The organism is Legionella anisa (genome assembly GCF_001467525.1).
GTDB lineage: Bacteria > Pseudomonadota > Gammaproteobacteria > Legionellales > Legionellaceae > Legionella > Legionella anisa.
On record NZ_LNXS01000029.1, the window covers coordinates 341,098 to 366,633 of the forward strand.

Genomic DNA, 25,536 nt, shown 5'->3' on the forward strand with positions numbered 1-25,536 from the left:
CTGCGATTTTAGAGCACCGAAACGGAGCATACACGAGCGGAGCGCAGAAAATCGCAGCATTTTGGCCAAGAAAGTAGAATTGTAAACAAACCCTAGATGAGTTGTTGTTCAAAATCTCTATTAAACTCATAACCTTGGGGATCTTCAGTCCCCCAGTTAGGTCTTTTTTTCAGATTAAGTCTAAAACACATAGAGCTTGTCTTGTACATCTACCCCATTCGGTCTATAACTATAATAGACCTCTTTCCAAACTCTACTGAGGAGGTGAATTGCTTCGTCGATGCGGTGCTCGAATCCTCATGTACTGGCGTGTACACTCCAGTTCTTTGCTCCGCGTCTCCTCGCACTTCACTCCCCTCAGCGAGTTTGGAAAGAGGTCTAATGTATTACCAGATTGATTTATACCATCATCACTTACGGTTTATTTAGACTATGATGGACACTAAATTATAAAGAGATATTTTATTAAGGAAGAATATAAAGTGCTCCCCAAGAACCTAACAGTTCTCCATTTTCTTTTACATGACATACAAGTTTGTATGGACCTGCACTATATTGAGAAAATTCTACCTTTGCCTATGCTTGAAATCGTTCCGTCATGCCCAGTGTATTTTGTAGGATTAATGAATCTTAAAAATAAATGTATTCCTGTATTAGATTTAGCTATTTGTACCGGCTTAACACGCAATGAAGAGTATCCTTTAAATATACCCATTTTACTGTGCTCCGATAAACCTCATTCCAAACCCGTTGAGGAGAGGGAAACTGGAATGTCCCCACAAGCACATGAGGATTCGGGCACTGAAGCACATCAAATTGGACTCATAGTTGATAAAGTGCTTGGATTGAGCAGCATTGATGAAAAGCAAATTGAAATACATGAAGAATTTACACGTACTAATTCACCTTTTTTGGGTGCTGTGACTCTAGAAACCAGTGTTTCATTACTGCTCAATATCAATTGGGTTTTTGCTTTAATGTTAACTCAAGAAATCAACCCACTGAGTACTCATCATGAGTAACAATATGAGCAATAATATGTTGAATGACATAAAAAAACTCGAAGCTGCATTTATCGAATTAATCCACAAGCGTTTTGGACTTGTGACCCACGTAAATCAAGCACAAGAGTTAGCAAAAACAATTAGCACAGCATGCAACAAATTCAACTATCAGCCGCAAGAATATTTGGACCAATTAAAAAAATGCTCCAGTAACTCTTCTTTATTAGCTGATTTAGTTGCAGCCATTACTGTGGGAGAAAGTTATTTTTTTCGTGATAAAAATCAAATACATTTACTTGAAAATAAGCTGTTGCCTCAATTAATAAAACAAAAAAAGCACGATTTCACTTTAAAAATTTGGAGTGCCGGTTGTTCTTCAGGTGAAGAGATATATACCATTACCATGATGTTAGCTGAACTTATACCGAATATGGATAGATGGGACCTCTATTTATTAGGCACAGATATCAATACTGCAGCACTGAAAAAAGCACTAACAGGCACTTATGGACAATGGTCCATGCGTTCTATCCCAGAGAAATACATGCAACGCTATTTCCTGAGAAATAATCGTACGTATTTACTTTCGCCTGAAATCCGTGAATTAGTACAATTTAAATACCTTAATTTGTGTGATAACAGCTATCCATCCATAATTAATGGTATATTTGAGGTCGATTTAATCCTATGTCGCAATGTGCTCATTTATTTTGATAATGAGCTTGTTGCTAAAATTATGAAAAAGATAAGCGCATGCATGACTGAACATGCTTATCTTTTATTGGGCGCATCCGATCCTATTGTTACGACCGGGACAAATCTTGCCTTTCATCATGATGGTGCAATCTATTTTTCACTGGATAAAGATGATGGAACAAAAAAGGATTTTGAATGATGATAAAAGAACAAAAGCATGCTTCAGAATTAATGCCAAAAAGTGAGGAAGGACTAAAGATACTGCACGCAAGAGCGAAACAACTTGCCCAGCAGGAACCAGGCATCCGTAAAAATCATGGCATTGCTTTTGTCCGCTTCAGTATAAGCAAAAATGAAATTTATGGGGTATCTTATCAATACGTTCAGGAAGTTCTGCATAATACCTCCATGGCGCAACCTCCTTTCGCACCTAATTTTATTGCCGGAGTGATTAACTGGCGTGGAGCGTTGATTACCGTGGTGGATCTCCTTAAATTTTTCCATCTAAATCAGTCGAGCCACAATCCCAATCAGGATAATCAATTTATAATTGTTGTTCATGCAAACAATATCACTCTTGGCTTACTTGTTCATCGCGTCGAAGGCAGTGAGACTTATCTACCAAATCAATTAGCTGCTCCTTTATCCTCTGCGAATGTGACTAATTCAGAATATATTCTGGGATTACATCATGCCGTCACGGCAATCATTAATATGGAAGCTTTTATATCAAGCTTAAGCCAAGAAATTAAAACGCGTTTATACAAGATAGGAGAGGGTCATGGAAACTAATGAGAATAGACGAGGTCTTGTTATCACAATACGTGCCCGCTTGCTTATCGGATTTATGAGCCTTAGTCTACCTGTTATATTTTTAATTATTTTTTTGTTGCCCAAGGTAGATGATATAGTCAATCTCAGTGAAAAAATTCGCAGTGAAAACTTACCTGAAATTCTTGATAGCCAAATCTATCAAACTCAAGACCTTCTAGAGCATTGGGCGATGACTGGGGACCCACATACTAAAGAGCATTTGACACGCCTATGGAGAGATATCAATGATGTCAGGAACAACTGGGATCAGGTAATGTATTCCATTGGTAACAAGAAATTACAGGAAAAATGGGATAAATTGCAAGAATTATATATCCCTCTTTATGATGTCCAAGCAGCCATACTTAATGCTCCTAGAGATCCCAATAATGCAAATAATGTAGAAACCAGTAGAAACAAAACCAGGGAAATCGAAAACTCAATGATTGACCTTATATTAGGCTCTTATTCACCAGGAACAGGGAAGAGAACAGGTGGTTTGTACATGATTTTGGCACACGAGATTGAAAGAAATACGGACAAAATACATAAAAGCTTAAACTCCCTAAAGAAATACGCGTATGGATTATTAATTTTTGCTATCCTTTTGACCCTTATCGTTCCTTACGCGACACAGCAGTCTATCGCTCGTCCGGTTGATAATGCGATTAATATTGCTGAGCGCATTGCTGCAGGTGAACGTAATGTAGATATTCAAATTCGAACTGCAGATAAACTTGGCAAACTACTTTTATCGTTGAAAGCCATGCAAGAGGCAATTAAAGGGCATGAAGAAATTCTTCGCCAAAAAGAAGTGGAGTCGCGCGAATTATTTGAGAAATTAGTCAATTCATCGAAAAAATTTAGGGCACATAGCAGTAAAGTTGCTGCGGGGGATCTGAGAGAGCGTCTCGAAATAGACAAAGAAGACATCCTACAAGATCTGGGTAAAGATTTAAATTCAATGACTGATGGACTGGCATCAATCACCAAAAAAATTAGTAAAGTCAGCAATGACATAGTCACTATGGTTGGAACCGTACTGACTTCAGCAAATGAACAAGCAGAAGGGATTACATCCCAAGCCTCCGCTATAAATGAAATCAGTGCATCTTTGGAAGAAATAGATAAGAGCTCAAAACAAACTATGGCTAAAGCACAAGCACTGCGGGAAGTTGCTAAAAACACATATGAGCAAGGAAAACTGGGCACAGAGTCAGTAGAACAAAGTATTCAAGGGATTAAAGCTTCAGAAGAAAAGATGAAGCTTATTGCACAAACCATTCTTGATTTAAGTAATCACACCCAACAAATTGGCGACATCACCTCTGTAGTCAATACGCTTGCCCAACAATCAAAGATGTTGGCATTAAATGCATCGATTGAAGCATCAAAAGCAGGAGAAGCTGGAAAAGGTTTTGCCGCAGTGGCAACTGAAGTAAGAAATCTCGCTGAGCAATCAGAACAGTCAACCGTACAGGTACAAAAAATTCTCGAGGATATCCGGCGAACTACCGAGAAAGCGGTCACGGTTACAGAGGAGGGAGCCAAAACTCTTGATTTAGGGATTAAGCTTATTGAGAAAGCAGGCAATGTCATTCAAGCTCTAAGTAAAATGATTAATGAGGCATCCATTTCGAGCCAACATATTGAAGTAGCCATTCGTCAAGAAGCTGTCGGGATTGAGCAAATCGTTGAGAGCATGAATGAAATTAATCGTACTACCTCAACTTTTTCCAGCAGCATAAAAGAGATGATGGCATTTATTCATAATTTGGATGATATTGCCAAACATCTAAAGGATGATGTGAATTTTTATAAAGTTTAGGAGCGCCATATGACTCCAGACGAACATTTATTTAAGCAGATTCTTGAAACATTTAGTACGGAACTTGAATCATTATTGATGCTCATCACCGATCATTTAAAAAAGATTGAGCGTAGTGAATCAGTAAGTGATTTAAGCCAGATGAAGGAAGAGATTTCTCGAGCAGGACGTAATATTAAAGTATCAGCACTGTCTGTAGGTATTGATGAGCTGGGAAAAATCGCCGAGCACGTTGAAAAATTGTTCGAGCCTTCCCAGAGCGTATCACCTGAACGAATTCATTTAACATTTCGTGCCATAGACGGAATGCGTGAAATTTTTCATGATTTTATAGAAAAAAAGCCGCTTTCGGTCGAGCTTCATACCTTGTTAGATCAACTCCAGCAGGCGCTAAATCATGAAGAAAAAAAAGAAGAAATTCAAGCTATAGAGGAAAAACCAGTTTTATCTGAGCCTATTGCCCCTGTGACAAAACCCACGGCTAATGCTGGGGATAATGAATTTATAAAAAAACTTCTCGAAACATTCAAAGCAGAACTCCAGGAAAACTTAATCACCATCACAGATGGTTTACTGCAGCTTGAAAAGGGAACTAAATCAGAACAAGAGTTCCGGAACTTACTGGAAGAAATTTTTCGTGTGGCTCATAACATTAAAGGATCGGCACGCGGTATAGGCGTTAATGATATTGGTGAGATTGCACATCATATAGAAACTTTATTTGCAGCGATCCAGAAAAAAAGCATTCAAATTTCCCCAGAGCTCATTAATCTGTGCCTCCAATCGATCGATTACATGAATGAAGCAATGCAATTCTACACGGAACAAAAACCGCCCTCTTTTGATTTGGAAAATCACTTGCAACAACTAGAACACTATACAGAATCGCCTGCTCAAGAAACACCATCTGCACTAGAGCCAACGGTTGAATTATCACCAAAACTTGAAAAAGCGCCTAAAACTAAAGAAATACAGGCCAAAACAAATGAATTTGAATCAATACGGGTCTCTTTGCAAAATTTAGATCGTGTTTCAGTTTATACTGAAGAAATCCAAGCCATTAAAATTGCGATTGAAGTATACTATTCCAAATTAACCAAGCTAAATTACAAAATTGATCATCTGGTCCAATCATGGAAAAAAGATAGGGCCAATTCCAATGCTTTTTCTCAAAATGAAATTGGAACAGCCACTTTATTTTCCACAAGTCTTTTTGAATTATCTGAAATCAACAATTCAACTCACCTAATGCAAAGGGAATTGCATACTTCTGTGAGCGAATTATCCATTTTGTTAAATGCGTTACAAGATGAAATTCGTACCTTACGTCTTATACCGGTAACGACTCAATTACGTTATTTACCGCGCATTGTGCGTGATTTGGCTTATGAGCTAAAGAAACAAGTCAATCTCGAAATAAACAGCAATGATGTAAAAATGGATAAAATGATCCTGGATGGCTTAAAAGATCCTATAGTTCATCTTCTACGCAATGCCATCGATCACGGCATAGAAGATACCGAAACTCGTAAAGCTGCTGGTAAACCACCACAAGGAAATATTTCGATTAACGTAAATCAAGAAGACCATCAGATTGTCTTTAAAATAATTGATGATGGTATGGGAATTAAAACAAATGATTTAATTCGCGCGGCACTGCAAAAAAATATCATCACTCAAGCCGAGCTTGAAACGATGAAAAAAGAAGACTTGTACGACCTCATTTTTCGTCCTGGTTTTTCTACTCGGGAAATTGCAACTGATATTTCTGGTCGAGGTGTAGGCTTGGATGTGGTGCGATCCAATTTACTCCGTTTAAAGGGCCAAGTCAGTGTTGACAGTACCCCAGGGAAAGGAACTGTCTTTTTTCTGAGAGTTCCGCTTACATTAGCTACTGAGCGTGGATTGATTGTTTCATGCAATCACCAAATATTTGTTCTTCTTACCAACTCTGTAGAAAGTGTCATGTTATTAAAAAAGCATGAGGTTATCGCCGTGGAAGGAAGCCCTACTGTTCTTGTCAAAGAACAACCGGTTTTGTTATGCTCTTTATCTAAGATTCTCCATCTTGATGAAAAGAAACAAGATACAACAGAATATGTCTCTGCTGTAATCATCAAAAAGAATGGAGATCGTATGGCCTTGCTTGTCGATGAAATTATTGGTGAAAGGGAAATTGTACTCAAACCGTTACAAGAACCACTATCAAATATACCTTGTGTCATCGGAGCGACCTTGACAGGCAACAATCAAATTAATTTCGTATTAAACTCATCAGAGATTATTAAAAGAATGCTGCTATAGTGAACTACTGCCTATGATAAAAATTTTAATCGTTGATGATTCACCAACGGAAGCTGCAATAATTCAACACATCATAAAATCTGAAAAAGATATGGAAGTCATTGGTGTCGCAAAAAATGGCAAGGAAGCCATTGAGTTAACTGAAAAGCTAAAACCCAGTCTTATTACCATGGATATTCAAATGCCCATCATGGATGGGCTTGAAGCCACACGCATTATTATGGCGCAAAATCCGACGCCAATTGTCGTGATCAGTTCTCTGGTGAATGATGAATCACTCCATGCTACATTCCATATTCTTGAGGCAGGGGCATTAACTGCATTGGCAAAACCTGTGAATGTATTTTCTCCCTCTTTTGAGGAAAGCAGGCAACACATCGTGGATACCCTACGCAGCCTTTCTGATATTCGAGTCATTAAAAAACCTTTGAAAAAGCATTTAATTTTTGATGAGAACAAAAAGCATAAAACGAAAGGAGTCTCAACGACAGATTATGAGATTATTGCGGTGGGAGCTTCAGTTGGAGGCCCTATGGCATTACAGACTATCCTCTCGCAATTAACTCCTGATTTTCCTGTACCGATACTCGTTGTCCAACATATGAGCCCTGGCTTTATTCGAGGATTTGCACAATGGCTTGAAGAAAATATAAGTCTTACAGTGAAAAATGCAGTGAATCATGAACCATTAAAAAGGGGAACGGTATATATAGCACCTGAACACCAACATATGATCGTTGAACGTGTACATGAACAATTAATCTGTAAATTAGTTAATGGTACTCCAGTTTCCGGTTTTTGCCCTTCGATTACTCGACTACTTCAATCCGTTGCTAAGGTTTGTGGAAAAAAAGCCATTGGTATTCTACTAACTGGAATGAGTGATGATGGTGCGGAGGGCTTATTGGAATTAAAAGAAGCTCATGGACATACCTTGATTCAAGACCAGGAAAGTTCCATAGTTTTTGGAATGGGTGCTGTTGCTCAATCATTGAATGCAGTAGATCAAGTTATTGAATTGGAGCAAATTGCACGTTATTTAACAAAAATTTGTATCAGTGAAAATGAGTAACTCTTTTATGGAAAAAGAAAATCCAGTGATCTTGATAGTAGACGATAGCGCCACGATGCGTTTAATCACCTGCGATGCATTAACCAAAGTTGGTTTTCATGTCATTCAGGCAGAGAATGGTGAAGCCGCTTTAACACTACTTAAAACCACTAAACCTGACGCGATTTTGTTGGATGTAGAGATGCCTGGTCTCAATGGTTTTGAAGTATGTGCCAAGATTCGAAAATTACCTGATTTACTTTATCTTCCGATCATGATGGTGACTGGATTAGAGGACTATGAATCCGTTAATAAGGCTTTTCAAGTCGGAGCTACCGATTTTACCACCAAACCCATTAATCCAACTCTATTAGGATACCGCGTCCGTTATATGGTGCGCACCAACTCTTACTTTCACGATTTACAGATTGCGGAACAAAAAGTCAGAGCTCTAAATGAAGAACTTATCAATAAGCTGGTCGAAATCCAGCAAAATGCAATTGCAGTAGCGCGTTTTGTACCTCAAGATTTTCTAAAGGTGCTTAATCGTAAGAATATTACTGATATTAAACTCGGTGATTGTGTTGAAAAGGTCATGACCGTTCTTTTTTTAGATATAAAATCATTTACTACTATGGCTGAACGCTTATCACCTGTTGAAATCTTCAATCTTGTTAATACACTTATGAGTTTTTTAGATCCTGCCATTCTTAAAAATTCAGGTCTTATTGATAAATATATTGGTGATGCAATTATGGCTTTGTTTAATGATCCGGATGATGCCGTTGTTGCTGCATTAGATATGTTAGAAGCTCTGAAGGGTTTCAATGCCACGCGAGTACACGATAACCTCCCGCCCATCAGCGTAGGAATTGGTATAAACACGGGCAATTTGATTGTTGGTACTGTGGGTTTTGAAAAGCGTATGGATTGCAGTGTTATTAGTGATGCGGTCAATATCGCTTCTCGGCTTGAAACATTAACTCGAAGTTTTAATATCGAAGTCATCATTGGTGAAGAAACCTATGAACAATTAAAACAAAAAGATGCATACGATCTGCGCTTTTTAGGTTTGACAACAGTAAAAGGTAAAAGTTTACCCATAAAAATTTATGAAGTTTTTAATCATAACCTTCCAGTCGAAGTGCAATTTAAAAAAGATTCAGCCTCTATTTTTGCGTCAGCATTGGATCATTATGAGGCAAAGCAATTTGATGAAGCCGCAAGTCTTTTTGAACAAATCATAATAAGTAATCCCAATGATTTACCTGCAAAATATTTTTTGCAGCAATGCAAGGAAAAGATGAATTAAAAAGAACATGTAGCCTGGGTGCAGCGCAGCAGAACCCGGGTTACGCTGCGCTGCACCCAGGCTACTTTAAAAAACCTTAACCTGCTTTAATTTGCTCAACTACTTGCTGATTGAGATGAGTCACGATAAGACTCACTAATTTAACTGCTTGATCATAATCGCGTTTATCAAACATCCCGGCTTGTTGATGCGCATAACGAATAGGCACACCAATATTAATACTAGGAACCCCTGAACCTGAGCTTTGTACTTTTGAACCGTCTTGGCCATAACCTATTTCGGATTCCAACTGTACCTGAATGTTATTTTTTTTGGCTAAATCTAAAACCCAATTAAGCAATTCTTGATGGGGAATCATTGAGCGATCGAATACAAATAAAGTAGGACCTTTACCTAAAGCAATTCGACCTTTGCGTTTTGCAATTAAAGCAGGGTAATCATCGGCAATACCGACCTCAACATTAATCGTAATGTCTGGATGCGTACTCTTATAAACGGTACTTGCTCCGCGCAAACCCACCTCTTCCTGTACTGTAGCCGCGGCATAGAGTTGATTGGGTCGCTCCTGATTTTTTATGGAGTCAAGCACATCACTAATCAGCGCCAATCCCAAGCGATCGTCAAGAGCCTTCGCTAAAAAACGGTTTTCACTTAATGCACTGAATTGACTTGCGGGGGTAACTTGCAATCCTGGACGCACATTAAACTTGGTTTCAGCCTGCTCCTTTGTTTCCGCACCTATATCAAGAAATACCGCATTCCCCTTAGGCAATTGATTTTTTTTGACCTCATCAATAAGGTGGGTCGAGTCCATGCCAGAATAAGCTAAAATAGCTCCTTTAGGTGTAGAAACCATCCAACGTTGCGCAAAGATTACTGAAGAAGGAATACCACCTAATGGGATAATCTTTAAAAAACCATCAGGAGTTATTGATTCGATCATATACCCTACTTCGTCCATGTGCGCCATGAGTAAAACATTAGGACCTTTTTGATTTGTTTTATATTGACCAATCAAATTACCCATCCCATCTACAGTAATTCTGTTCATGGATGGCTGCCATTGTTGTTTCACCGCATCACGAACAGACTTCTCAAAACCGGAAGCTCCTGCCAAATCAGTTAGCTTTGCTAAAGAATGTTCATCTGCAATAGCACCTGTTGCATGAATCAGCATCAATCCCATCGTAAATAGATTTAATTTCTTCATAACGAATGTCCTTATTTTAAAATCCAGTCCCATAATCCGGGGCTAATCCTATTGAATACACCAGATTCATTATTTTTAACCCAATTATTGCGAAATTATTCTACCATAACCTCAATTCGACGTACGAATCGAGGCCAGGCGTCGCATTGAGCTTACTATAGTAACCGTCTAATATTTAGGCTATTATTGGCTTTTTTATCTTGGAACAAATTTTTGCCATGCACAGCGTCATTGTAATTCCTGCCCGCTACGCTTCAACTCGCTTACCAGGAAAGCCTCTGGCAATGATTCATGGTCAAACCATGTTGCAGCGTGTAGTTCGTTTATCACGTGCTGCTGCTGAGGGACTAAAGAATGTTTCTGTACTCGTTGCAACCGATGACGCACGAATTGTCCAACATTGCAATGAAATAGGTGTTGCATCAATAATTACCTCACCAGAAGCACCCAGCGGAACGGATCGTGTCGCTGAAGCAATACGCTCTATGAAAAATAAGCCGGATTTCATTATTAACATGCAAGGTGATGCTCCCTTAACACCACCCGATTTTTTACGCGCACTCATTGATGCTTTTGCTGCCTCTCCGTGTGATGCAGTAACCCCTGTAACCCAGTTAACCTGGAAACAACTGGATGTTTTACGCCAAAATAAACTGACTACCCCCTTTAGTGGTACTACTGCTGTATTCAATGAAAAAACAGGTAATGCTTTTTGGTTCAGTAAAAATATTATTCCTGCCATTCGCAAAGAAAATGAGTTACGCCAAAACAGTGATAAAAGCCCTGTATTTCGTCATATTGGTTTATATGGTTATTCACTGGACATGCTCGAAAAATACATTACCCTGCCAGAAAGCACATTTGAAAAAATGGAGGGATTGGAACAATTACGCATCCTGGAAAACGGTTATACCCTTCGTTGTATTCCCGTTGACTATAAAGGCCGTGCCAGTATGTCAGGCATTGATAGCCCGGAAGATGTAATTCGTGCTGAAGCATTGATTGCCCAATACGGTGAATTATTAGAGAGTATGTAACGATGACAACACGATTACTTGTTGCACGTCATGGGAATACTTTTGCGCCTGGCGACGTGGTCAGAAGAGTAGGAACCACTGATCTGCCCCTAGTCGATACTGGTTTAAATCAAGGACGCATGCTGGGCATCTATCTTAAAAAGAATGATCTTATTCCTGACGTCCTCTTCACGTCACAACTCAAACGCGCCCAACAAACCGCAGAAGAAGCACAAAGTGCCATGGGAATCAATTTACCTATTGAAACACTGGCTATCTTCAACGAAATTGATTATGGGCCTGATGAAAATCAACCTGAAGAGCATGTAGTCGCGCGCATTGGGAACGAAGCAATTAATGCCTGGGAAACACATGCCATAGTACCTAACGGTTGGAAGGTAGATCCTGCTGCACTTATTAATAATTGGATGGATTTTTCCATTCGTCTGCGTAAAGAGTATACTGGAAAAACATGTCTCGTAGTCACAAGTAATGGGATTGCTCGTTTCTCGCCTTATTTGACTGGTGATTTTGCAACATTCAGTGCGCGGTATGGAATCAAAATTGCTACAGGAGCATTGTGTATTTTTGAAAATGAAGACCCCTCTGAGGTATGGCATTGCCGTGCATGGAATGTTAGACCTGCGTTACATATGTAACGCTTATAAATAACAATTTGGAAATGATTGATGCAATTATGGATAATGATAGTTCCTCTATTGATGAGCTTTATTTGTAATGGAGTTTTGGCAAATCAGTCCAATCAGCAATCTATCTATTGTTTACCCGATCAACCCTGTTGGCCAACCAAAGCGCAATGGGATGGGTTAAATAGGCAAGTAAACGGTCACTTGATGCGAGGACATTCTCCCTTAGCTCCTTGCATTCAAAACATTAAAAGCACTGCATGCCAACAGGTGCTCAATAAGCTAAAAAATCCTTATTTTATTGAATCGCACGCTGGAGCGACACAATCGAATGGCTGGGTGGATGCCTGGCAATCTGCGGTAAGTTCTTATGTGATTGCTGTTGAAAATGCGCAAGAAATAGCGGCTGCAGTTAATTTTGCACGCAAACATCGCATTAAACTTGTAGTAAAAGGAACTGGTCATGATTACCTTGGCAGATCCAATGCACCCAATTCACTCTTGATCTGGACACATAACATGCGTCAGGTGACCATTCACGATCATTTTATCCCCAGGGGATGTTCTAAAACGCATACACCGGTAACAGCAGTCACCCTTGCAGCAGGTACGCGATGGCTAGAGGCATATAAAGAAGTCACTACACATCATGGCCGCTATGTTCAAGGGGGAGGTTGTGTCACTGTCGGCGCTGCTGGTGGATTTATTCAGGGTGGAGGATTTGGTAGCTTTTCCAAAAAATTCGGCACAGGAGCTGCTGGGGTTTTGGAAGTAGAAATGATTACTGCGGATGGAACAATACGCACCGTTAATGCCTGTCAAAATCAAGATCTTTTCTGGGCATTAAAAGGAGGCGGCGGAGGTACTTACGGCATTGTCAGTAAAATCACTTTGCAAACTCATGACCTCCCCGCATTATTTGGCAAAGTCAAAGGAACCATTACTGCAAAATCCGATGCAGCATATGCAAAACTCATTGATTACTTTATCCATTTTTATCGCCTCAATCTCCATAACGAACATTGGGGGGAGCAAGTTACTTTAACGCCAAATAATAAAATGAATTTTTCCCTGGTTTTTGTTGGATTAAATAAAACGGAAGTGGACAAACTTTGGCAGCCATTTCTTAACTGGTTAACCAAAAGACCGGAACAATACCAATTTCGCTTCAACAGCGCTACACGTCCTGCAAAACACTACTGGGATTTTGACTATTTGATTGCAAATGCACCTGATGCAATTGTGGTTAACCAAGAAAAAAACGCATCTGCAGGCGAGTTTTGGTGGGCATCGAATCAATCTGAAGTATCCGTATATATCAACTACTATCTCTCTATGTATCTTCCCTACAAATTATTTGCCAAAGACAATTCAATGAATTTTGCCAGAACACTTTTTGCGGCATCACGTTTTACTGAAGTTGTACTTCATTTTAATAAAGGGTTGTCGGGTGCACCATCAGACGTTATTGCCCGTCAAAAAAATACTGCCATGAACCCCGAAGTACTCGATGCAGCAGCTTTACTCATTATTTCTGGAGGCCAACAAGATACTTATGCCCATATTGCGAGTCATCAACCCGATTTAATCAAAGCCAAAGAGGTAATAAAGAAAGCCCGTAAAGCAGTGGAGCTACTGCATGCTTTAAGTCCTGATTCAGGTACTTATCCGAATGAAGCAGATTACTTTATTAAAAATTGGCAAGGGGCTTTATGGGGAAGCAATTATCCTAAGCTCCTGCAAATAAAACACAAATATGATCCTCAAAATGTATTTACCTGTCATCATTGTGTGGGGAGTGAATAAATGCGAACTTGTACGATGTAGCCTGGGTGAAGCGCAGCGGAACCCGGGATGAATTCTCCTCAAATCCCCGGGTTCCGCTGCGCTTCACCCAGGCTACATTCCTATTAACTAAACGTTATTAAAATAATTCTTTAACGTTTGTTGCACATCTAAATTGAGCTCACCAGAATTAGGATCAATCGCACTTACCGTATCTCCTAGATAGCCAATTGCCCAGAAGAAAAGGTTGTTTGTTTCCATATTCGCCTGTAGATAAGGCATGAGCGAATTGGTAAAAAATGCCTTTCCTTTTGCGGTTTTCCATGATGCCTCACCAAGCACAACAGGATAGCCTGCTTTATATAAAAATCCCCATGACCAGTCGAAGCGTAATTGACTTGGCATCCCCGGCGCAGTTTCCCAACCAGCAACCTCAGCAGGGTATACATGCGGCGAAAAAACCAAATGACTGTTTTGAGCCTGTTCATCTCCCAACAACCATTGTAACGCAGACTGATTTATTCCTTGGGTGATTAACTGATTCCTAAATTTATTTTTATCAAATACAGCGGTTCCATTTTTAGCCTGTTTTTCATCCAGTAAAGGCTTGAAGTCTTCTCCCCAATTTCCTTTAAAAAACATACGCTCTAAATTGCCACATAAAGAGGGATCAGGAGAATGGCTGTATCCGTTATCATTCACTACTTGAGATTTAGGGACACAAATTACCGGATTATTTGCATCATCATTTCCTGAATCAGGACCTTCTACGAATAACAGTAAATTAGGATTGTTTTTCTGCACTGCATTAGCAGCAGTTGCTATGACTTTTGTCCAAGGTACTTGGGAGTCATGTGTTTTAAACCAATTTAAACGATAAGGCTCATTAAAAATATCAATTCCCAATACATTATCTAAGTTGCGATTTTTAATTTCTGTAGCTAAAAGAGAAATATCATTTCCATATCGTTGCATATCATAAACAGTGCCATCTCGCATCGCATCACCATACCCATGACGATGATGGATATCAATCATTACTTTGACATTCTTCTTTTTTAGTTCCTGCAACACGATCCAAAACGCTTGCTTTGGGCTAACCGCTTTTTCGCAAGCAGTACCATTACTCTGCCATGTCTTACAAAAGATACCATTACCTGCGCTTGGGGAAGATTTGTCAGAAAGCCACTTATTTAAATCGACCTCATGTTGATCATCATAAAGAACCTCGGGTTGGATAGGTAATCGTAACGTTTTAAAACTTACCGATGAATTTTTATCCGCCCCTGAACTGGGAAAATCCCATGGATGACTAATCAAATCCATCATTCCATAGGCTCTTGGATTGGAACTCAAAGATGGAATTGCATAAAAAGGATTGCTTTGTAAGCCTTGAAAAACATTCGTGTCCTGAAATCCAGACCATGACAGACCATCTATATGGACAATCTGACCCTTGTCATTGTAAATTTTACTTTCTCGGGTTTGGTAGGCGTGTGCATCCAATGCGAGCATTAATAATAACCAACATCCTAATACTTTCATTTTTTTCATTCAGGTATCTCCAGAATACATATACAGCGCTCAAAGTGAGCAGTTATTTAACCACCCATGAGCAAATTCAGGCTAAATTTCGAATGAATTTTACAAAAATATAACAAATCAAGTGAGTCAATTGGCGCAAAAAACAAACATCATGATGGCCTGGGTGAAATGTAACCTGGGTTCATGATCTTGAAATTCCCAGGTTACAATCAAAAAGAAAAATCTTTATCCTACAGTTGAAAAACGACGATCATTTTCATGAATTGACTTTTTAACCAATTCATCCATATCTTCATTAGGCTCACAGGATTGATAAACAACTTTTAAGGGGGAAACGTCCACAGTTGATTGGGTACTATCATTTTGCAAATAACCATCAAGGTTTCTAAAAGTAAAATATTTATCTGTAGCAAACTCTTGGCATTGAGCCATAGTTTCATCTTGACATATTGAAAACTTAATTAAATGTTCTGCATGAAATGGTTCACGGCTTTTTGAAAACACATATTGCATATCGTACAGAATGCTATCAGCCCCAGCACAAAAATAAGAACCGGATTGAAATTTATTATTCTCAAATACATCACTACGAATGAAACGGCCTTCACCAGGTTGCAAGCCAGCAAGGGACACTTTGTGAGCTGCTATTTCTTTAGGATCGTCTGCAAAAGCATAACCAGTTAAAACTATACCCAATAGTAATGAGGCTATTTTCATCATTATGTTTTAACTCCTAATATGAAATAAATATTCCCTGTAATGGTTATTATCCCTGAACCACTGCAAAGAACAATAAAAGTAAGAAGTTATCCAAATAAAGTGATAACTCTAATTAATTTCAGCCGGTATTATACCCTATTTCATACGAATAGTGTAAAAATTTATAAATTAATTCTCATTTTGATCGAAAATCTTCTAATAAATGAATACTCATCATGATAGGAAAGAATAAAAAAATACAGGCAATGATTCAACAATTAAAAAAACTTACAATCCTTATGCTAAAAAGTGAGCTATTCCATTAAGCCGTTACGGAACAAACACTTAATGCCGGAGGTTCATCCTGAGGTTTATTCTGTAATTGCTCTAATTTTTGATCGATACACTTTTTCATAGCATCTACAGTACTCGTTTCTCCGTAAACACCTCTGAGTTTTTTTATTATCCAGATTTCCGATCGAAGCTCTTTAATAAACTTTAAATGTCCGGCGGGTTCTTTTCCTTTTAACTCATCTCTTAATCGCAAAAGTTCTTCTGCACTTAAATCTGCTTTTTCCAGCAATTCTACTGCATACACTTTATCTTGTTTTAAAGTTCGTGAAGGTTCTTTCCGCATGATAGAGAGATAGTGTTTATAGTCTTCCAATGAACGTACCTTCGGAATCAGGATTGATGCGGAATTGGTTTTTTGTGCTTGAGCAATAACCAATGCATATTCATTTGCAGATAATCCATGCTTTGCCTTGTGATGATGCAAATCACAAATCACATCTGCATAATAAACTTTCATTTGTATGTAATAAGGACCCAATGCTGACTTTGCAACTCCTGGACTTTTTAGTTTCTCAGTATATTTTTCAAAATTAGCGACTGCAAAATCCAATGCCGTATGTCCTTCAGCGTCTTTTTTATTCAGAATATCCTTAAAATATTTTGCTGTTTCATAACAACGATAACTTTGTGTTTGAATTGCAGCATGCAATGCCGGGGTATCTTTTTCGCATACTCTCTGAATTGATTTCAACATCTTGCTTGCTTCCAACTTATATCGATTTATTTCATTGGGAGAGCAGTTTATTGCGATGCAATGTTGCTGTAATTCAGCAAGAATTGTTTTGCTTGCTTCGTCAAAATTATGGTGCAAATATTCTCTAAATTCCGGTATTGCTAAAAGCGCTACACGTAATTCAGCGATTTTGGAGGAGCTTGCTCGTTGCACAATGGTCAAAGTACTTTCAGTTTCAGGATCAGTACCCACTTCATCTAGAGGTTGATGCAAACATTTGGAAATAAAACTTTGCGGCATCACTGCTTGCTTTAAAAAACGCATCCACTTTGCTTTCTGAAATTCAGGATCATCTTTTAAGGATTTATAGGCGGCCCGATCTTCTTCACTTTGATATGCTTTTGAACCTGTAGAAATAATAGCTCTTTTTGTCGGCCAATAATGATTTCCTGAGTCTTGCAGATCGGGAAACCCAAGCAAGTCGCGAGTAGTAATACGAAATTTATCACTGGAATAGCGAAGATTAGCAAAACGAGCATCACGTGCAGCCATAATTTTATCACTGAACATCAAATCATGATCTATTTTAAAAAAATGAAAGCAGGGACGACCATTGTCACACGTAACGTAATAACCAATATTTCCCTTGTGTAAATCATCTTCTTCGAGTCCATAGGCTGAGGTAAACACATCTGCCAATGAGTCCATATCAATATCTACTGTACCAAGTCTTTTTTGCTCCAAAAGCCTTGCGAAGAAATTTTGCGGTAATTTTTCCAGAAAATTAATCCCTTCACCTACGCCATAGGTTGCCATCTGTACTTCTTGTTTGATATTTTCTGCTTTTGTTTTAGGTTCCTGACATTTTCTTCTTAGCTTTTCTGCTTCAAAAATAACCCGAAGATGCTCAGACATCGGCTCTAAGATGGATTTTAATCTTTTGGGAATTTTTTGAGCATCAAATTTGGTAATTCCTTGATCTAATTGATCATTACAAAACATGACTGCCACATCAAGATCTTTGGGATCTATGTTTTTATATTCTCCCAGCTTTTTCCGTTCATCCCAATATTCTTTCAATCGTTTCTTATAAGCTTCTCCTAGCTCTTGTTGTTTTTCTTGTTGTACTCTTTTAAGAACGATTGCTTCCCATTTATTTTTAACAGCAATTTTTTCTTCAATTACCGTATGTCCCTTTATCCATTGCGCAAATTGTTCTTCACTCACTTCCCCCTTGGGTAATAAACCTTGTGGTGGCTGCATAAAAACGATGTTTTTATCTTTCTTCTGAAGACGCAATAAAGCATGGCCTGCATTCTCAGTACATACACCGACGATTTTACCTTGAGAATCCGTTACTATGTCTTGTCTTAACGCACGATGTGGTGCAGCGTACGCATTAGCAACTGCGGTAAAGCAAGCCTCCAGTTTAGACGCCTCTTGACCCTTAACACCTGGATGTTTATTCTTTTTGAAAATAACATGATGCGCATGACCTGTTTGATCATAAGCAATCGTTTTTTTATGGACTTCATGAGCACTTTCTTTAACTCCTTGAAAGCTAAAACCAAAAATGCTAGATAATCTCATGATTAATATGATCTCATAATGGTCTTTATGATCTAATTATACACAGCAAAACTTATTCTTTGCTTAACTGCTTAAGCCGTTCCAGTGGTCAACTAGTTACCATAATGGTAACTAGATAAATAACTAATTGATTTTAGGATAAAAAAACTTTGCTATTAAAAAAAAATGGGTTATAACTCTCTTACCTGAATCAAGGAATGACAGGTATCTAGATGGGGCAGCATGATGCTGAATATTATTTTTTCATGGAGTGAGAAAATGAACAGTAAAGTATTTTCGCAGCGCTTCAATCGCGAGTTAGCTTCACTGGGCTTTCCGGAAGAGTTAACTGAGAAAATCAAAGCAGTATCTAAAGTATTTGGTGTTTCACGTCATTTAGCAAATTCTTTAATTTTTGGCCACATACTTCCAGTAAAGGAACAACTTAATAAAATTGCCGAAATTTTAGAAGTTTGTCCACAATGGTTAGCTGGGGCAACAGACCGAAAAAAAACTTATCCAGCCCGTGAAACAGCAGATAGTGTATAATAGTTAAAGTTGAGATAATTATTATATATTGTAAAATGCTGTATCTGACTCTAATTATCGATTATCAGATACAGCAGAACATGTATCTATTTTCATCGTAGAAAGCTTTTATTTCGCGGATTACTACCATCATGGAATGCTTAAGTTTTTGTATTGCCAAATCAATTGATTTACCACGCGTAGACAATTATTTTAAAAACGCTTCAACTGACTTTACTTCACTGAAAACTCGTGATGTTCTTAAGTTAAGCGCGAACCACAACAAAGATCATACCATTTTCATTTTTAAAAATGGCACTGTGGTTTCCTGGGGAATTAAACGGTATCAAATTAATGATTACCTGAATACCATCAAACTCTTGATTGATAAACCCGTTACCATTTTAGTGCATGATGAATTTCATTATCAACGTGGTGATAAAACAACTATAGAACCCCATGATTTTTTCGATGTAGACTGCTTGACTATAGAAGACGACAGTGACGAACTCAAACTCAGTTTGTCTTATGGGTTTTCTCAATCAGTCAAGTTACAATATTTTGAAACCATTATTGATGGGCTGATTGATAAATACAATCCAATGATCCAAAAACTATCGCATACAGGTGAGATGGAAATTAGCCGTACTCAAATTCAGCAGATTATTGGAGAAATCCTTGGAGCAAAAAGTGAAATGAACTTAATTAGTAATTTCCTTTATCATCCAAAATATTTTTGGCAACATCCAACCTTAGAAGAGCACTTTACTATGTTGGAACGTTACTTACATATCCAAAGACGCGTCAATGCGATTAATCATCGATTGGACACTCTTAATGAAATCTTTGATATGTTTAATGGGTACTTAGACAATCGGCACGGTCATAATTTAGAAATTATTATCATCGTATTAATCATTTTGGAAATTGTAGTCGCTGTTTTAAACTTGCATTTTTAATAAATTTATTTTAATAAGAGCAAATTAACATAAAACAAGCTATTCTTTAAAAAAACGAATAATATTTATTAATACCAATTATGCTTAGTAAAACTACTCAACTCAATGAAGACCAACTCAAAGAACTAGAAGAATTAAAAGCTGTCTGTAAAAAGAAAGATGGCAGCGTACCTAATTCGTATGCTCACTTGCTCGTCCAAAAAAGAAGTTTACCTACAGTCTTAAGGTATCACGATAAACAACAATTAGTGGGATTTTTAAGTGTTTTTTTCTTTTATGAGGATGCAGTTGAAATTTCACTGATTGTTCATCCAGATTATCGCCGTAAAGGTATTGCCAAAAAAATGCTGCGCAATATTTTACCCCTGATACAAGAGCAAGGCTATTTTAAATTGATTTTTTCTAGTCCTTACCTTTTGAATAGTCAATGGCTACCTGAGCTTGGTTTTTCCTATATGCATAGTGAATATTATATGGAGCGACATGATTTAACTCCCTTACTGGATTACCAAAAAAATCTGACGTACCGTACAGCAACAGAAAAAGATATTCCAATGCTTTGCATTCTGGATGAGGCATGTTTCTTCAAAACGGAAACAGAATTAGTTCCACGCTTTGAGCACATACTCAGTGATAGAACATATCAAATAATACTGGCATTTGAGGACAACCACCTTGTGGGAAAAGCACATATACGCTGGGAAAAAAATGGTGCAACACTTTCTGATATCGCCGTTTTGCCAAAGCGACAGGGGAAAGGTCTGGGAACAGCATTAATTTCATACTGTATTAACCATGCATTAAGTGAAGGCAAACCCCACCTCAATCTAGATGTAGAAACACATAATCAAAAGGCACTTAACCTATATACCCGGCTTGGTTTTCTAACTCAAAACTCGTGTGATTACTGGGAAATTGATTTCTACGAATTGCAAAAACGAGTTATCGCAAAAAAAAGACGTTAATTCACCCTGGACTTATCTGGAAGGGCTGTTGGCTAACGAATTATTCCGTGAATAAAAATTGGGACGTTCACATTTAAAAACTGGTTTATATCGGCCCCTTTAGGTAACTCTTTTTCTGTAAAATAGAACCTCTTCATATAGAACTTGACAGAATTTAAACCCCACCTTTAGTATTGTCCTAAAAGCTGGAACAACTATAGCGTCATCCACTAAGTTCTAGACAAGGCGCAAGTAAAGTGAGGTGAAGGAGTGTACTCAAGTACATGACTGAGCCGAACGAGCTTGCAACGATGTATCGAACTTAGTGGGTGGCGCTATATTTACTGCAAAATTGTTTTTCAACTTACATAGAAAGTTTCATACTAAAAATAAAAAGGATCATGATGAAAAAAAGGGTTGTCATAACCGGCATGGAAATAACCTCTTCCATAGGAACAGGCTTAGGCAAATTCTGGGAGGCTGCAAAACAGGGACAATGCGGAATAAAACGCATTCAAAGCTATGATCCTTCTTCATACCCCACACAAATAGCAGGTGAAATTACCGATTTTTCTCTGGAACATCTTCCCGAGTTTAATAAGAATAAACGCTATCCACGAGTTGCTCAATTCGCACTCTACTGCACACATCATGCAATAGAACAATCCCAAATCACTCCCCATGAACTCAGCAAAGCCGGGACTTTCATAGGTACTGGAATGGGAGGATACCCAGAATCAGAGGCAAGTTATAAATTCTTCTTCGCTGAAAATTGGAAAAAAATGCAGGCACTGACGGTGATCAAAGGAATGTCCAATTCCATTGCAAATTTTATCGCCATAGCATTCGGCCTAAGCGGGCCTAATTCCACTATTTCTAATGCATGTGTTTCATCAGCTGATGCGATAGGGGCAGCTTACCAACAAATCGCTAACGGTAGAATTTCCACGGCGATCTGCGGAGGTACTGAAGCACCGCTTTGGGAATCAATGATGTCTGCGTGGTGTAAATTAAAGGTAATGTCCACTAATAATGCAAATCCAACAAAAGCCTGCCGCCCATTTGACCTAAATCGTGAGGGGATGGTCATGGCAGAAGGGGCTGGAGTTTTAATTCTTGAAGAACTAAATCAAGCGAAAGCACGAGGAGCTACTATTTTCGCAGAAATTATTGGTTTTGGCTCCAGCTGTGACGCATTTCATATTACCGCACCCTCTTCAGAAGGACAGCAACGCGCGATTCAAGGAGCATTGGATGATGCAAAATTATCACCTCGAGATATTCAATATCTCAAAGCGCATGGAACTGGAACGCAATTAAATGATATGGTCGAAACACAAACAATTAAATCACTATTTGGTGAAAGAGCCTATGAGCTCCCAATTACGGCACAAAAATCAATGATTGGGCATGCAATAGGTGCATCTGGTGTAATGGAAGTCATTTCCACATCACTCAGTCTGCAACATGATTTGTTATTACCTACAATAAACTTAGAAACTCAAGATCCCGCCTGTGATTTGGATTATGTAGCGAACGAAGCCCGTAAAAAGACCATTGATATTGTATTGTCCAATCATTTCGCTTTTGGAGGCGCGAACGTTGCCTTGATCTTACGCAGATACATAAGATAAAAAATAATTGGTAGCCTGGCTGCTTGCGGCCAGGATCTAATGATTCGATAAATTACCCGACTCAAATTAAGTACTATTCCCGGCTGCAAGCTGCGTAGAGTCATTCCTGCGTAGGTAAACCGGCACCCAGACTGTTTTAAAACATATAGCTCAAACTGAACAATGCCCCAACAGTATATATATGAGGTCCCCCAGGACCTTGGCTCAATGTAAGGTTATCGTCCCCCAAATGATGTTTACCTAAATCTGCAAATTCAGCTCCTGCACCTACCTGCCAATTCGGGGTTAGCATTTTTTGCACCCCAAGTCCAAGAGTATACGAGAAAGCAACCGTACTAACCGTCTCAAACCAAAATGCTGGAAAAAGGACAGGATCAATTGTCGAAGGAACCCAGTTATGAGCATGATTCCAGCCAACACCAAAACTACCACTTAAATAAGGCTGGAGGGTTTGAAAACCACAGGCAATAAGTTTTCCTTTCATCTCTGCGCGCACATGGCTCACGCTATAATGGTAGGTATATACATCAGGAATACCATTCACATTAATTGTGCCTGAAAAATTGACATCACTCGCTGCTGCAACCCCAAGTCCAAACTGGGCGATAAAACTGCTTGCACCAATAAAATGCTGTAACCCGAAAAATAATTCACCGGTACCTAACCAATCAGATTTCGAACCAGCAAGATAAAGGTTGAACTGAGGCGGCGGAAAAGGATAGAGATATTGATCACTCCCTGGATGAGACCACGCAGGTCCTCCGCTTACAGTAATAATTGATGACCAAACGAGGGGTAAAACAGGAGCAAACGGGTCATCGACAGCATATACTTTTACTGTAAACAGTCCGCAAAATCCTAAGGCTACGATTATTTTTTTCAACATACCTATCCCTTTGATTTTTAATCATGAAATCCAAAACACTTAGGCTAATTTTATACCGTATTTGGACTTACTTTTCTATACTTCATTTGCCGTTGCATTTATCATCTATATACTTTAATTTTCGTCTTGACGCATGACTCATTCATGATGATTGAAAAATATACTTACCAAGCAAAGAAGTCCTTTTTTGTTATTAATTATATTTAGGGAATGCACAATGAAAACGAAGCTGGGGCTTTTTGGCAAAAACATTGAGCTGAAAGAAATAGGCATACAAAAAGGAACTATGATTCCATCGTTCAAGGTGATTTTTGTCGGAGACGTTTGCGGCAAAACCTCCCTATTAAAAACGCTTACTTCGGGAAAATACCCCGTTAATATTAAAGCGACAACAGGTGTGGATTTTTATCATAAATTGATTGAAACCAATGAAAGTAAAATAAATCTTCACATATGGGATATCCCCGGAGGAGCACGTTATGGAACTTTATGCGGGTTTTATTTTAAACAGACAGACATTGCAATTATAGGTTTTGATTTAACCAGAAAAGTAACGTTTACAGGTGCCATGAAATGGCTGGAAAAAATTAATCATTATTTAGATAGGGACAGCTTAGGGAAAATTATTTTAGTTGGACTAAGAAGTGATGCAGAACCTGATAATGAATTAGATATTGAAGCACTGAATCGCTTTATTAAGGATAATAATTTATTTTACATGACCGCAAGTGCAAAAGCAGGTGAAAATATGGAAGAGTTATTCCTGCAAGCAATTACACTAAAAATGGAAGCATCACGTCTTAAAGAAGAAACATTAGCGACAGAAGAAACATTAACAACGGATCAAGTTGACGTTTATCAATCTGAAAAGGGATGCACCGTTTCATAGAATACCCTCATACCCGCCAGAGATACTTTTGCTCATCTTTTATAAAGCCCTCCAGACAAAAAAATGAAGCCATTTAAAGCATAGCATTGGAGGTTTCTTGGGTATATAATCAGCTATTTTATAAAAAAAGGCCAATAAATGAGTTATTCACTAGGTGATATAGCAAATAAGGTACAAGGGGTAGTCATAGGGGATGACTCAATAAAAATTTCTTTCTTATCACCCATTGATGAGATTATGCCGGGAAGCCTAGTGTTTGCTGACAGTAATGAAAATGTAAAATTAGCAGAAGCATCGCAAGCAGCTGCCATATTAGTCAATGAACAAACTTCTGTTGCAAAAAAACCATTCATACAAGTAAAACATCCATTCAAGGCCTTTATTACCCTGATGCATTTTTTCAATCCCCCGCAAAAAACCATTCCTGATATTCATCCTAGCGCAGTCATTGGCGAAGGAGTGACATTGGGGAAGGACGTATTTATAGGACCTTATGTGGTGATTGAAGCAGGCAGTAGCATTGGCGACAACTGTATTCTAAAAAGTCATATTCATATTGGTCGTGAAGTGACTCTGGGGGATAATACGACCATCCATTCCCATGTTACTGTGTACGATAAGTGTCACATTGGTTCCCGAGTCATAATCCATGCCTCTACGGTTATAGGCTCCGATGGCTTTGGCTATACTTTTGTTGATGGCAAACATCTCAAAGTTCCTCATATTGGGCGAGTCATTGTAGGGGATGATGTAGAAATAGGCGCCAATACCGCTATAGATCGCGCCACGATGGGTGCAACTGTTGTGGGCGAAGGGACTAAAATTGATAATCTCGTCCAAGTAGCACATTCTGTAAAATTAGGGAAACATAATATTCTATGTGGTTTTACCGGTATCGCAGGAAGCACCACATCAGGCAACCATGTTATTTTTGCTGCCAATGTTGGAGTCAGTGATCATGTTCGCATTGATGATGGCGTGGTATTAGGTGCTCGCACAGGAGTACCGCCGAACAAACATCTGAAAGAAGGGAACATTTATTTAGGAAATCCAGCGCGTCCTAAAGATCTTGCGATTCAGCATGAGCTCGCCGTCAATCGAATTCCTTTAATACGCAAAAATATTAAGGCTCTTTCCGAACAAGTCGAATTACTGAAGAAGCAACTTGCCAATGAAGAGGCAAAATAACT

21 protein-coding genes are annotated in these 25,536 nt (G+C 38.6%); 16 read left to right on the forward strand and 5 right to left on the reverse strand.

Annotated features, from left to right (window positions below):
- Positions 1 to 482 precede the first annotated feature (482 nt).
- From Lani_RS10675 to Lani_RS10705, 7 genes are read left to right on the forward strand one after another with little or no spacing between them, the layout of a single operon-like run.
- A complete protein-coding gene (locus tag Lani_RS10675; RefSeq protein WP_167344752.1) occupies positions 483 to 1,022 on the forward strand; it encodes a chemotaxis protein CheW in 540 nt (179 codons plus the stop codon).
- A gap of 4 nt (positions 1,023 to 1,026) precedes the next feature.
- Positions 1,027 to 1,899: a CheR family methyltransferase gene (locus tag Lani_RS10680; RefSeq protein WP_223499540.1), complete on the forward strand. Its 873-nt coding sequence runs from the start codon at positions 1,027 to 1,029 to the stop codon at positions 1,897 to 1,899.
- Positions 1,896 to 2,492, forward strand: coding sequence for a chemotaxis protein CheW (locus Lani_RS10685; protein ID WP_058388540.1), 597 nt, complete (start codon positions 1,896 to 1,898; stop codon positions 2,490 to 2,492). The genes Lani_RS10680 and Lani_RS10685 overlap by 4 nt, the downstream gene beginning before the upstream one ends.
- Positions 2,482 to 4,341 (forward strand): methyl-accepting chemotaxis protein, encoded by a 1,860-nt coding sequence (locus tag Lani_RS10690; RefSeq protein WP_058388541.1) that lies wholly within the window; start codon positions 2,482 to 2,484, stop codon positions 4,339 to 4,341. The genes Lani_RS10685 and Lani_RS10690 overlap by 11 nt, the downstream gene beginning before the upstream one ends.
- Before the next feature lie 9 nt (positions 4,342 to 4,350).
- Complete coding sequence (locus tag Lani_RS10695; RefSeq protein ID WP_058388542.1) at positions 4,351 to 6,645, forward strand: chemotaxis protein CheA; 2,295 nt, start codon at positions 4,351 to 4,353, stop codon at positions 6,643 to 6,645.
- A 13-nt stretch (positions 6,646 to 6,658) separates the two neighbouring features.
- On the forward strand, positions 6,659 to 7,717 hold the full coding sequence (cheB, locus tag Lani_RS10700) for a chemotaxis-specific protein-glutamate methyltransferase CheB (protein ID WP_058388543.1): 1,059 nt from the start codon (positions 6,659 to 6,661) through the stop codon (positions 7,715 to 7,717).
- A gap of 7 nt (positions 7,718 to 7,724) precedes the next feature.
- Positions 7,725 to 9,008: a response regulator gene (locus Lani_RS10705; protein WP_058388544.1), complete on the forward strand. Its 1,284-nt coding sequence runs from the start codon at positions 7,725 to 7,727 to the stop codon at positions 9,006 to 9,008.
- Positions 9,009 to 9,084: 76 nt separating this feature from the next.
- Here Lani_RS10705 and Lani_RS10710 read toward each other — a convergent pair whose 3' ends face one another.
- Positions 9,085 to 10,185 (reverse strand): M42 family metallopeptidase, encoded by a 1,101-nt coding sequence (locus Lani_RS10710; protein ID WP_223499566.1) that lies wholly within the window; start codon positions 10,183 to 10,185, stop codon positions 9,085 to 9,087.
- Positions 10,186 to 10,436: 251 nt separating this feature from the next.
- Here Lani_RS10710 and kdsB point away from each other — a divergent pair, with 251 nt between their 5' ends.
- The 3 genes from kdsB to Lani_RS10725 are packed head-to-tail and all read left to right on the forward strand — an operon-like array spanning position 10,437 to position 13,687.
- Entirely contained in the window at positions 10,437 to 11,255 is an 819-nt protein-coding gene (gene kdsB, locus Lani_RS10715) for a 3-deoxy-manno-octulosonate cytidylyltransferase (RefSeq protein WP_058388559.1), read from the forward strand.
- Positions 11,256 to 11,257: 2 nt separating this feature from the next.
- Complete coding sequence (locus tag Lani_RS10720; protein ID WP_058388546.1) at positions 11,258 to 11,893, forward strand: histidine phosphatase family protein; 636 nt, start codon at positions 11,258 to 11,260, stop codon at positions 11,891 to 11,893.
- Between the two features lie 30 nt (positions 11,894 to 11,923).
- Positions 11,924 to 13,687, forward strand: coding sequence for an FAD-dependent oxidoreductase (locus tag Lani_RS10725; RefSeq protein WP_019232553.1), 1,764 nt, complete (start codon positions 11,924 to 11,926; stop codon positions 13,685 to 13,687).
- A gap of 108 nt (positions 13,688 to 13,795) precedes the next feature.
- On the opposite strand, the gene Lani_RS10730 is transcribed toward Lani_RS10725, so the two are convergent.
- From Lani_RS10730 to Lani_RS10740, 3 genes are all read right to left on the reverse strand, one after another.
- Positions 13,796 to 15,220: a cellulase family glycosylhydrolase gene (locus Lani_RS10730; protein ID WP_019232554.1), complete on the reverse strand. Its 1,425-nt coding sequence runs from the start codon at positions 15,218 to 15,220 to the stop codon at positions 13,796 to 13,798.
- A gap of 216 nt (positions 15,221 to 15,436) precedes the next feature.
- Positions 15,437 to 15,931 (reverse strand): hypothetical protein, encoded by a 495-nt coding sequence (locus tag Lani_RS10735; protein WP_019232555.1) that lies wholly within the window; start codon positions 15,929 to 15,931, stop codon positions 15,437 to 15,439.
- 301 nt (positions 15,932 to 16,232) lie between these two features.
- The gene (locus Lani_RS10740; RefSeq protein WP_019232557.1) at positions 16,233 to 18,527 is read right to left on the reverse strand and encodes a hypothetical protein; all 2,295 of its coding nucleotides are present in this window, start codon (positions 18,525 to 18,527) and stop codon (positions 16,233 to 16,235) included.
- A 258-nt stretch (positions 18,528 to 18,785) separates the two neighbouring features.
- On the opposite strand from Lani_RS10740, the gene Lani_RS20395 reads away from it, so the two are divergent.
- From Lani_RS20395 to Lani_RS10760, 4 genes are all read left to right on the forward strand, one after another.
- On the forward strand, positions 18,786 to 19,055 hold the full coding sequence (locus Lani_RS20395; protein WP_040522070.1) for a hypothetical protein: 270 nt from the start codon (positions 18,786 to 18,788) through the stop codon (positions 19,053 to 19,055).
- Between the two features lie 131 nt (positions 19,056 to 19,186).
- A complete protein-coding gene (locus tag Lani_RS10750; RefSeq protein WP_019232559.1) occupies positions 19,187 to 19,993 on the forward strand; it encodes an RMD1 family protein in 807 nt (268 codons plus the stop codon).
- Positions 19,994 to 20,073: 80 nt separating this feature from the next.
- On the forward strand, positions 20,074 to 20,958 hold the full coding sequence (locus tag Lani_RS10755; protein ID WP_058388547.1) for a GNAT family N-acetyltransferase: 885 nt from the start codon (positions 20,074 to 20,076) through the stop codon (positions 20,956 to 20,958).
- Positions 20,959 to 21,341: 383 nt separating this feature from the next.
- The gene (locus Lani_RS10760) at positions 21,342 to 22,571 is read left to right on the forward strand and encodes a beta-ketoacyl-[acyl-carrier-protein] synthase family protein (RefSeq protein WP_019232560.1); all 1,230 of its coding nucleotides are present in this window, start codon (positions 21,342 to 21,344) and stop codon (positions 22,569 to 22,571) included.
- Between the two features lie 136 nt (positions 22,572 to 22,707).
- Here the strand turns inward: Lani_RS10760 and Lani_RS10765 are convergent, their stop codons facing one another.
- Positions 22,708 to 23,457, reverse strand: coding sequence for an outer membrane protein (locus tag Lani_RS10765; RefSeq protein ID WP_019232561.1), 750 nt, complete (start codon positions 23,455 to 23,457; stop codon positions 22,708 to 22,710).
- Between the two features lie 217 nt (positions 23,458 to 23,674).
- On the opposite strand from Lani_RS10765, the gene Lani_RS10770 reads away from it, so the two are divergent.
- Together Lani_RS10770 and lpxD are read left to right on the forward strand one after the other, a co-directional pair.
- Positions 23,675 to 24,346: a Rab family GTPase gene (locus tag Lani_RS10770; RefSeq protein WP_019232562.1), complete on the forward strand. Its 672-nt coding sequence runs from the start codon at positions 23,675 to 23,677 to the stop codon at positions 24,344 to 24,346.
- 138 nt (positions 24,347 to 24,484) lie between these two features.
- Positions 24,485 to 25,534, forward strand: coding sequence for a UDP-3-O-(3-hydroxymyristoyl)glucosamine N-acyltransferase (gene lpxD / locus Lani_RS10775; RefSeq protein WP_019232563.1), 1,050 nt, complete (start codon positions 24,485 to 24,487; stop codon positions 25,532 to 25,534).
- The last annotated feature ends 2 nt before the right edge of the window (positions 25,535 to 25,536 follow it).

What these genes read in the sequence shown, in the direction of transcription:
- Lani_RS10705 (WP_058388544.1), top strand. Translation starts at nt 7,725, where the DNA reads ATGGAAAAAGAAAATCCAGTGATCTTGATAGTAGACGATAGCGCCACG.
- Lani_RS10750 (WP_019232559.1), top strand. Translation starts at nt 19,187, where the DNA reads ATGGAATGCTTAAGTTTTTGTATTGCCAAATCAATTGATTTACCACGC.
- cheB (WP_058388543.1), top strand. Translation starts at nt 6,659, where the DNA reads ATGATAAAAATTTTAATCGTTGATGATTCACCAACGGAAGCTGCAATA.
- Lani_RS10685 (WP_058388540.1), top strand. Translation starts at nt 1,896, where the DNA reads ATGATGATAAAAGAACAAAAGCATGCTTCAGAATTAATGCCAAAAAGT.
- Lani_RS10765 (WP_019232561.1), bottom strand. Translation starts at nt 23,457, where the DNA reads ATGTTGAAAAAAATAATCGTAGCCTTAGGATTTTGCGGACTGTTTACA.
- Lani_RS10725 (WP_019232553.1), top strand. Translation starts at nt 11,924, where the DNA reads ATGCAATTATGGATAATGATAGTTCCTCTATTGATGAGCTTTATTTGT.
- Lani_RS10770 (WP_019232562.1), top strand. Translation starts at nt 23,675, where the DNA reads ATGAAAACGAAGCTGGGGCTTTTTGGCAAAAACATTGAGCTGAAAGAA.
- Lani_RS20395 (WP_040522070.1), top strand. Translation starts at nt 18,786, where the DNA reads ATGAACAGTAAAGTATTTTCGCAGCGCTTCAATCGCGAGTTAGCTTCA.
- Lani_RS10690 (WP_058388541.1), top strand. Translation starts at nt 2,482, where the DNA reads ATGGAAACTAATGAGAATAGACGAGGTCTTGTTATCACAATACGTGCC.
- Lani_RS10760 (WP_019232560.1), top strand. Translation starts at nt 21,342, where the DNA reads ATGAAAAAAAGGGTTGTCATAACCGGCATGGAAATAACCTCTTCCATA.
- Lani_RS10680 (WP_223499540.1), top strand. Translation starts at nt 1,027, where the DNA reads ATGAGCAATAATATGTTGAATGACATAAAAAAACTCGAAGCTGCATTT.
- Lani_RS10695 (WP_058388542.1), top strand. Translation starts at nt 4,351, where the DNA reads ATGACTCCAGACGAACATTTATTTAAGCAGATTCTTGAAACATTTAGT.
- Lani_RS10730 (WP_019232554.1), bottom strand. Translation starts at nt 15,220, where the DNA reads ATGAAAAAAATGAAAGTATTAGGATGTTGGTTATTATTAATGCTCGCA.
- Lani_RS10720 (WP_058388546.1), top strand. Translation starts at nt 11,258, where the DNA reads ATGACAACACGATTACTTGTTGCACGTCATGGGAATACTTTTGCGCCT.
- lpxD (WP_019232563.1), top strand. Translation starts at nt 24,485, where the DNA reads ATGAGTTATTCACTAGGTGATATAGCAAATAAGGTACAAGGGGTAGTC.
- Lani_RS10740 (WP_019232557.1), bottom strand. Translation starts at nt 18,527, where the DNA reads ATGAGATTATCTAGCATTTTTGGTTTTAGCTTTCAAGGAGTTAAAGAA.
- Lani_RS10710 (WP_223499566.1), bottom strand. Translation starts at nt 10,185, where the DNA reads ATGCTGATTCATGCAACAGGTGCTATTGCAGATGAACATTCTTTAGCA.
- Lani_RS10735 (WP_019232555.1), bottom strand. Translation starts at nt 15,931, where the DNA reads ATGATGAAAATAGCCTCATTACTATTGGGTATAGTTTTAACTGGTTAT.
- kdsB (WP_058388559.1), top strand. Translation starts at nt 10,437, where the DNA reads ATGCACAGCGTCATTGTAATTCCTGCCCGCTACGCTTCAACTCGCTTA.
- Lani_RS10755 (WP_058388547.1), top strand. Translation starts at nt 20,074, where the DNA reads ATGCTTAGTAAAACTACTCAACTCAATGAAGACCAACTCAAAGAACTA.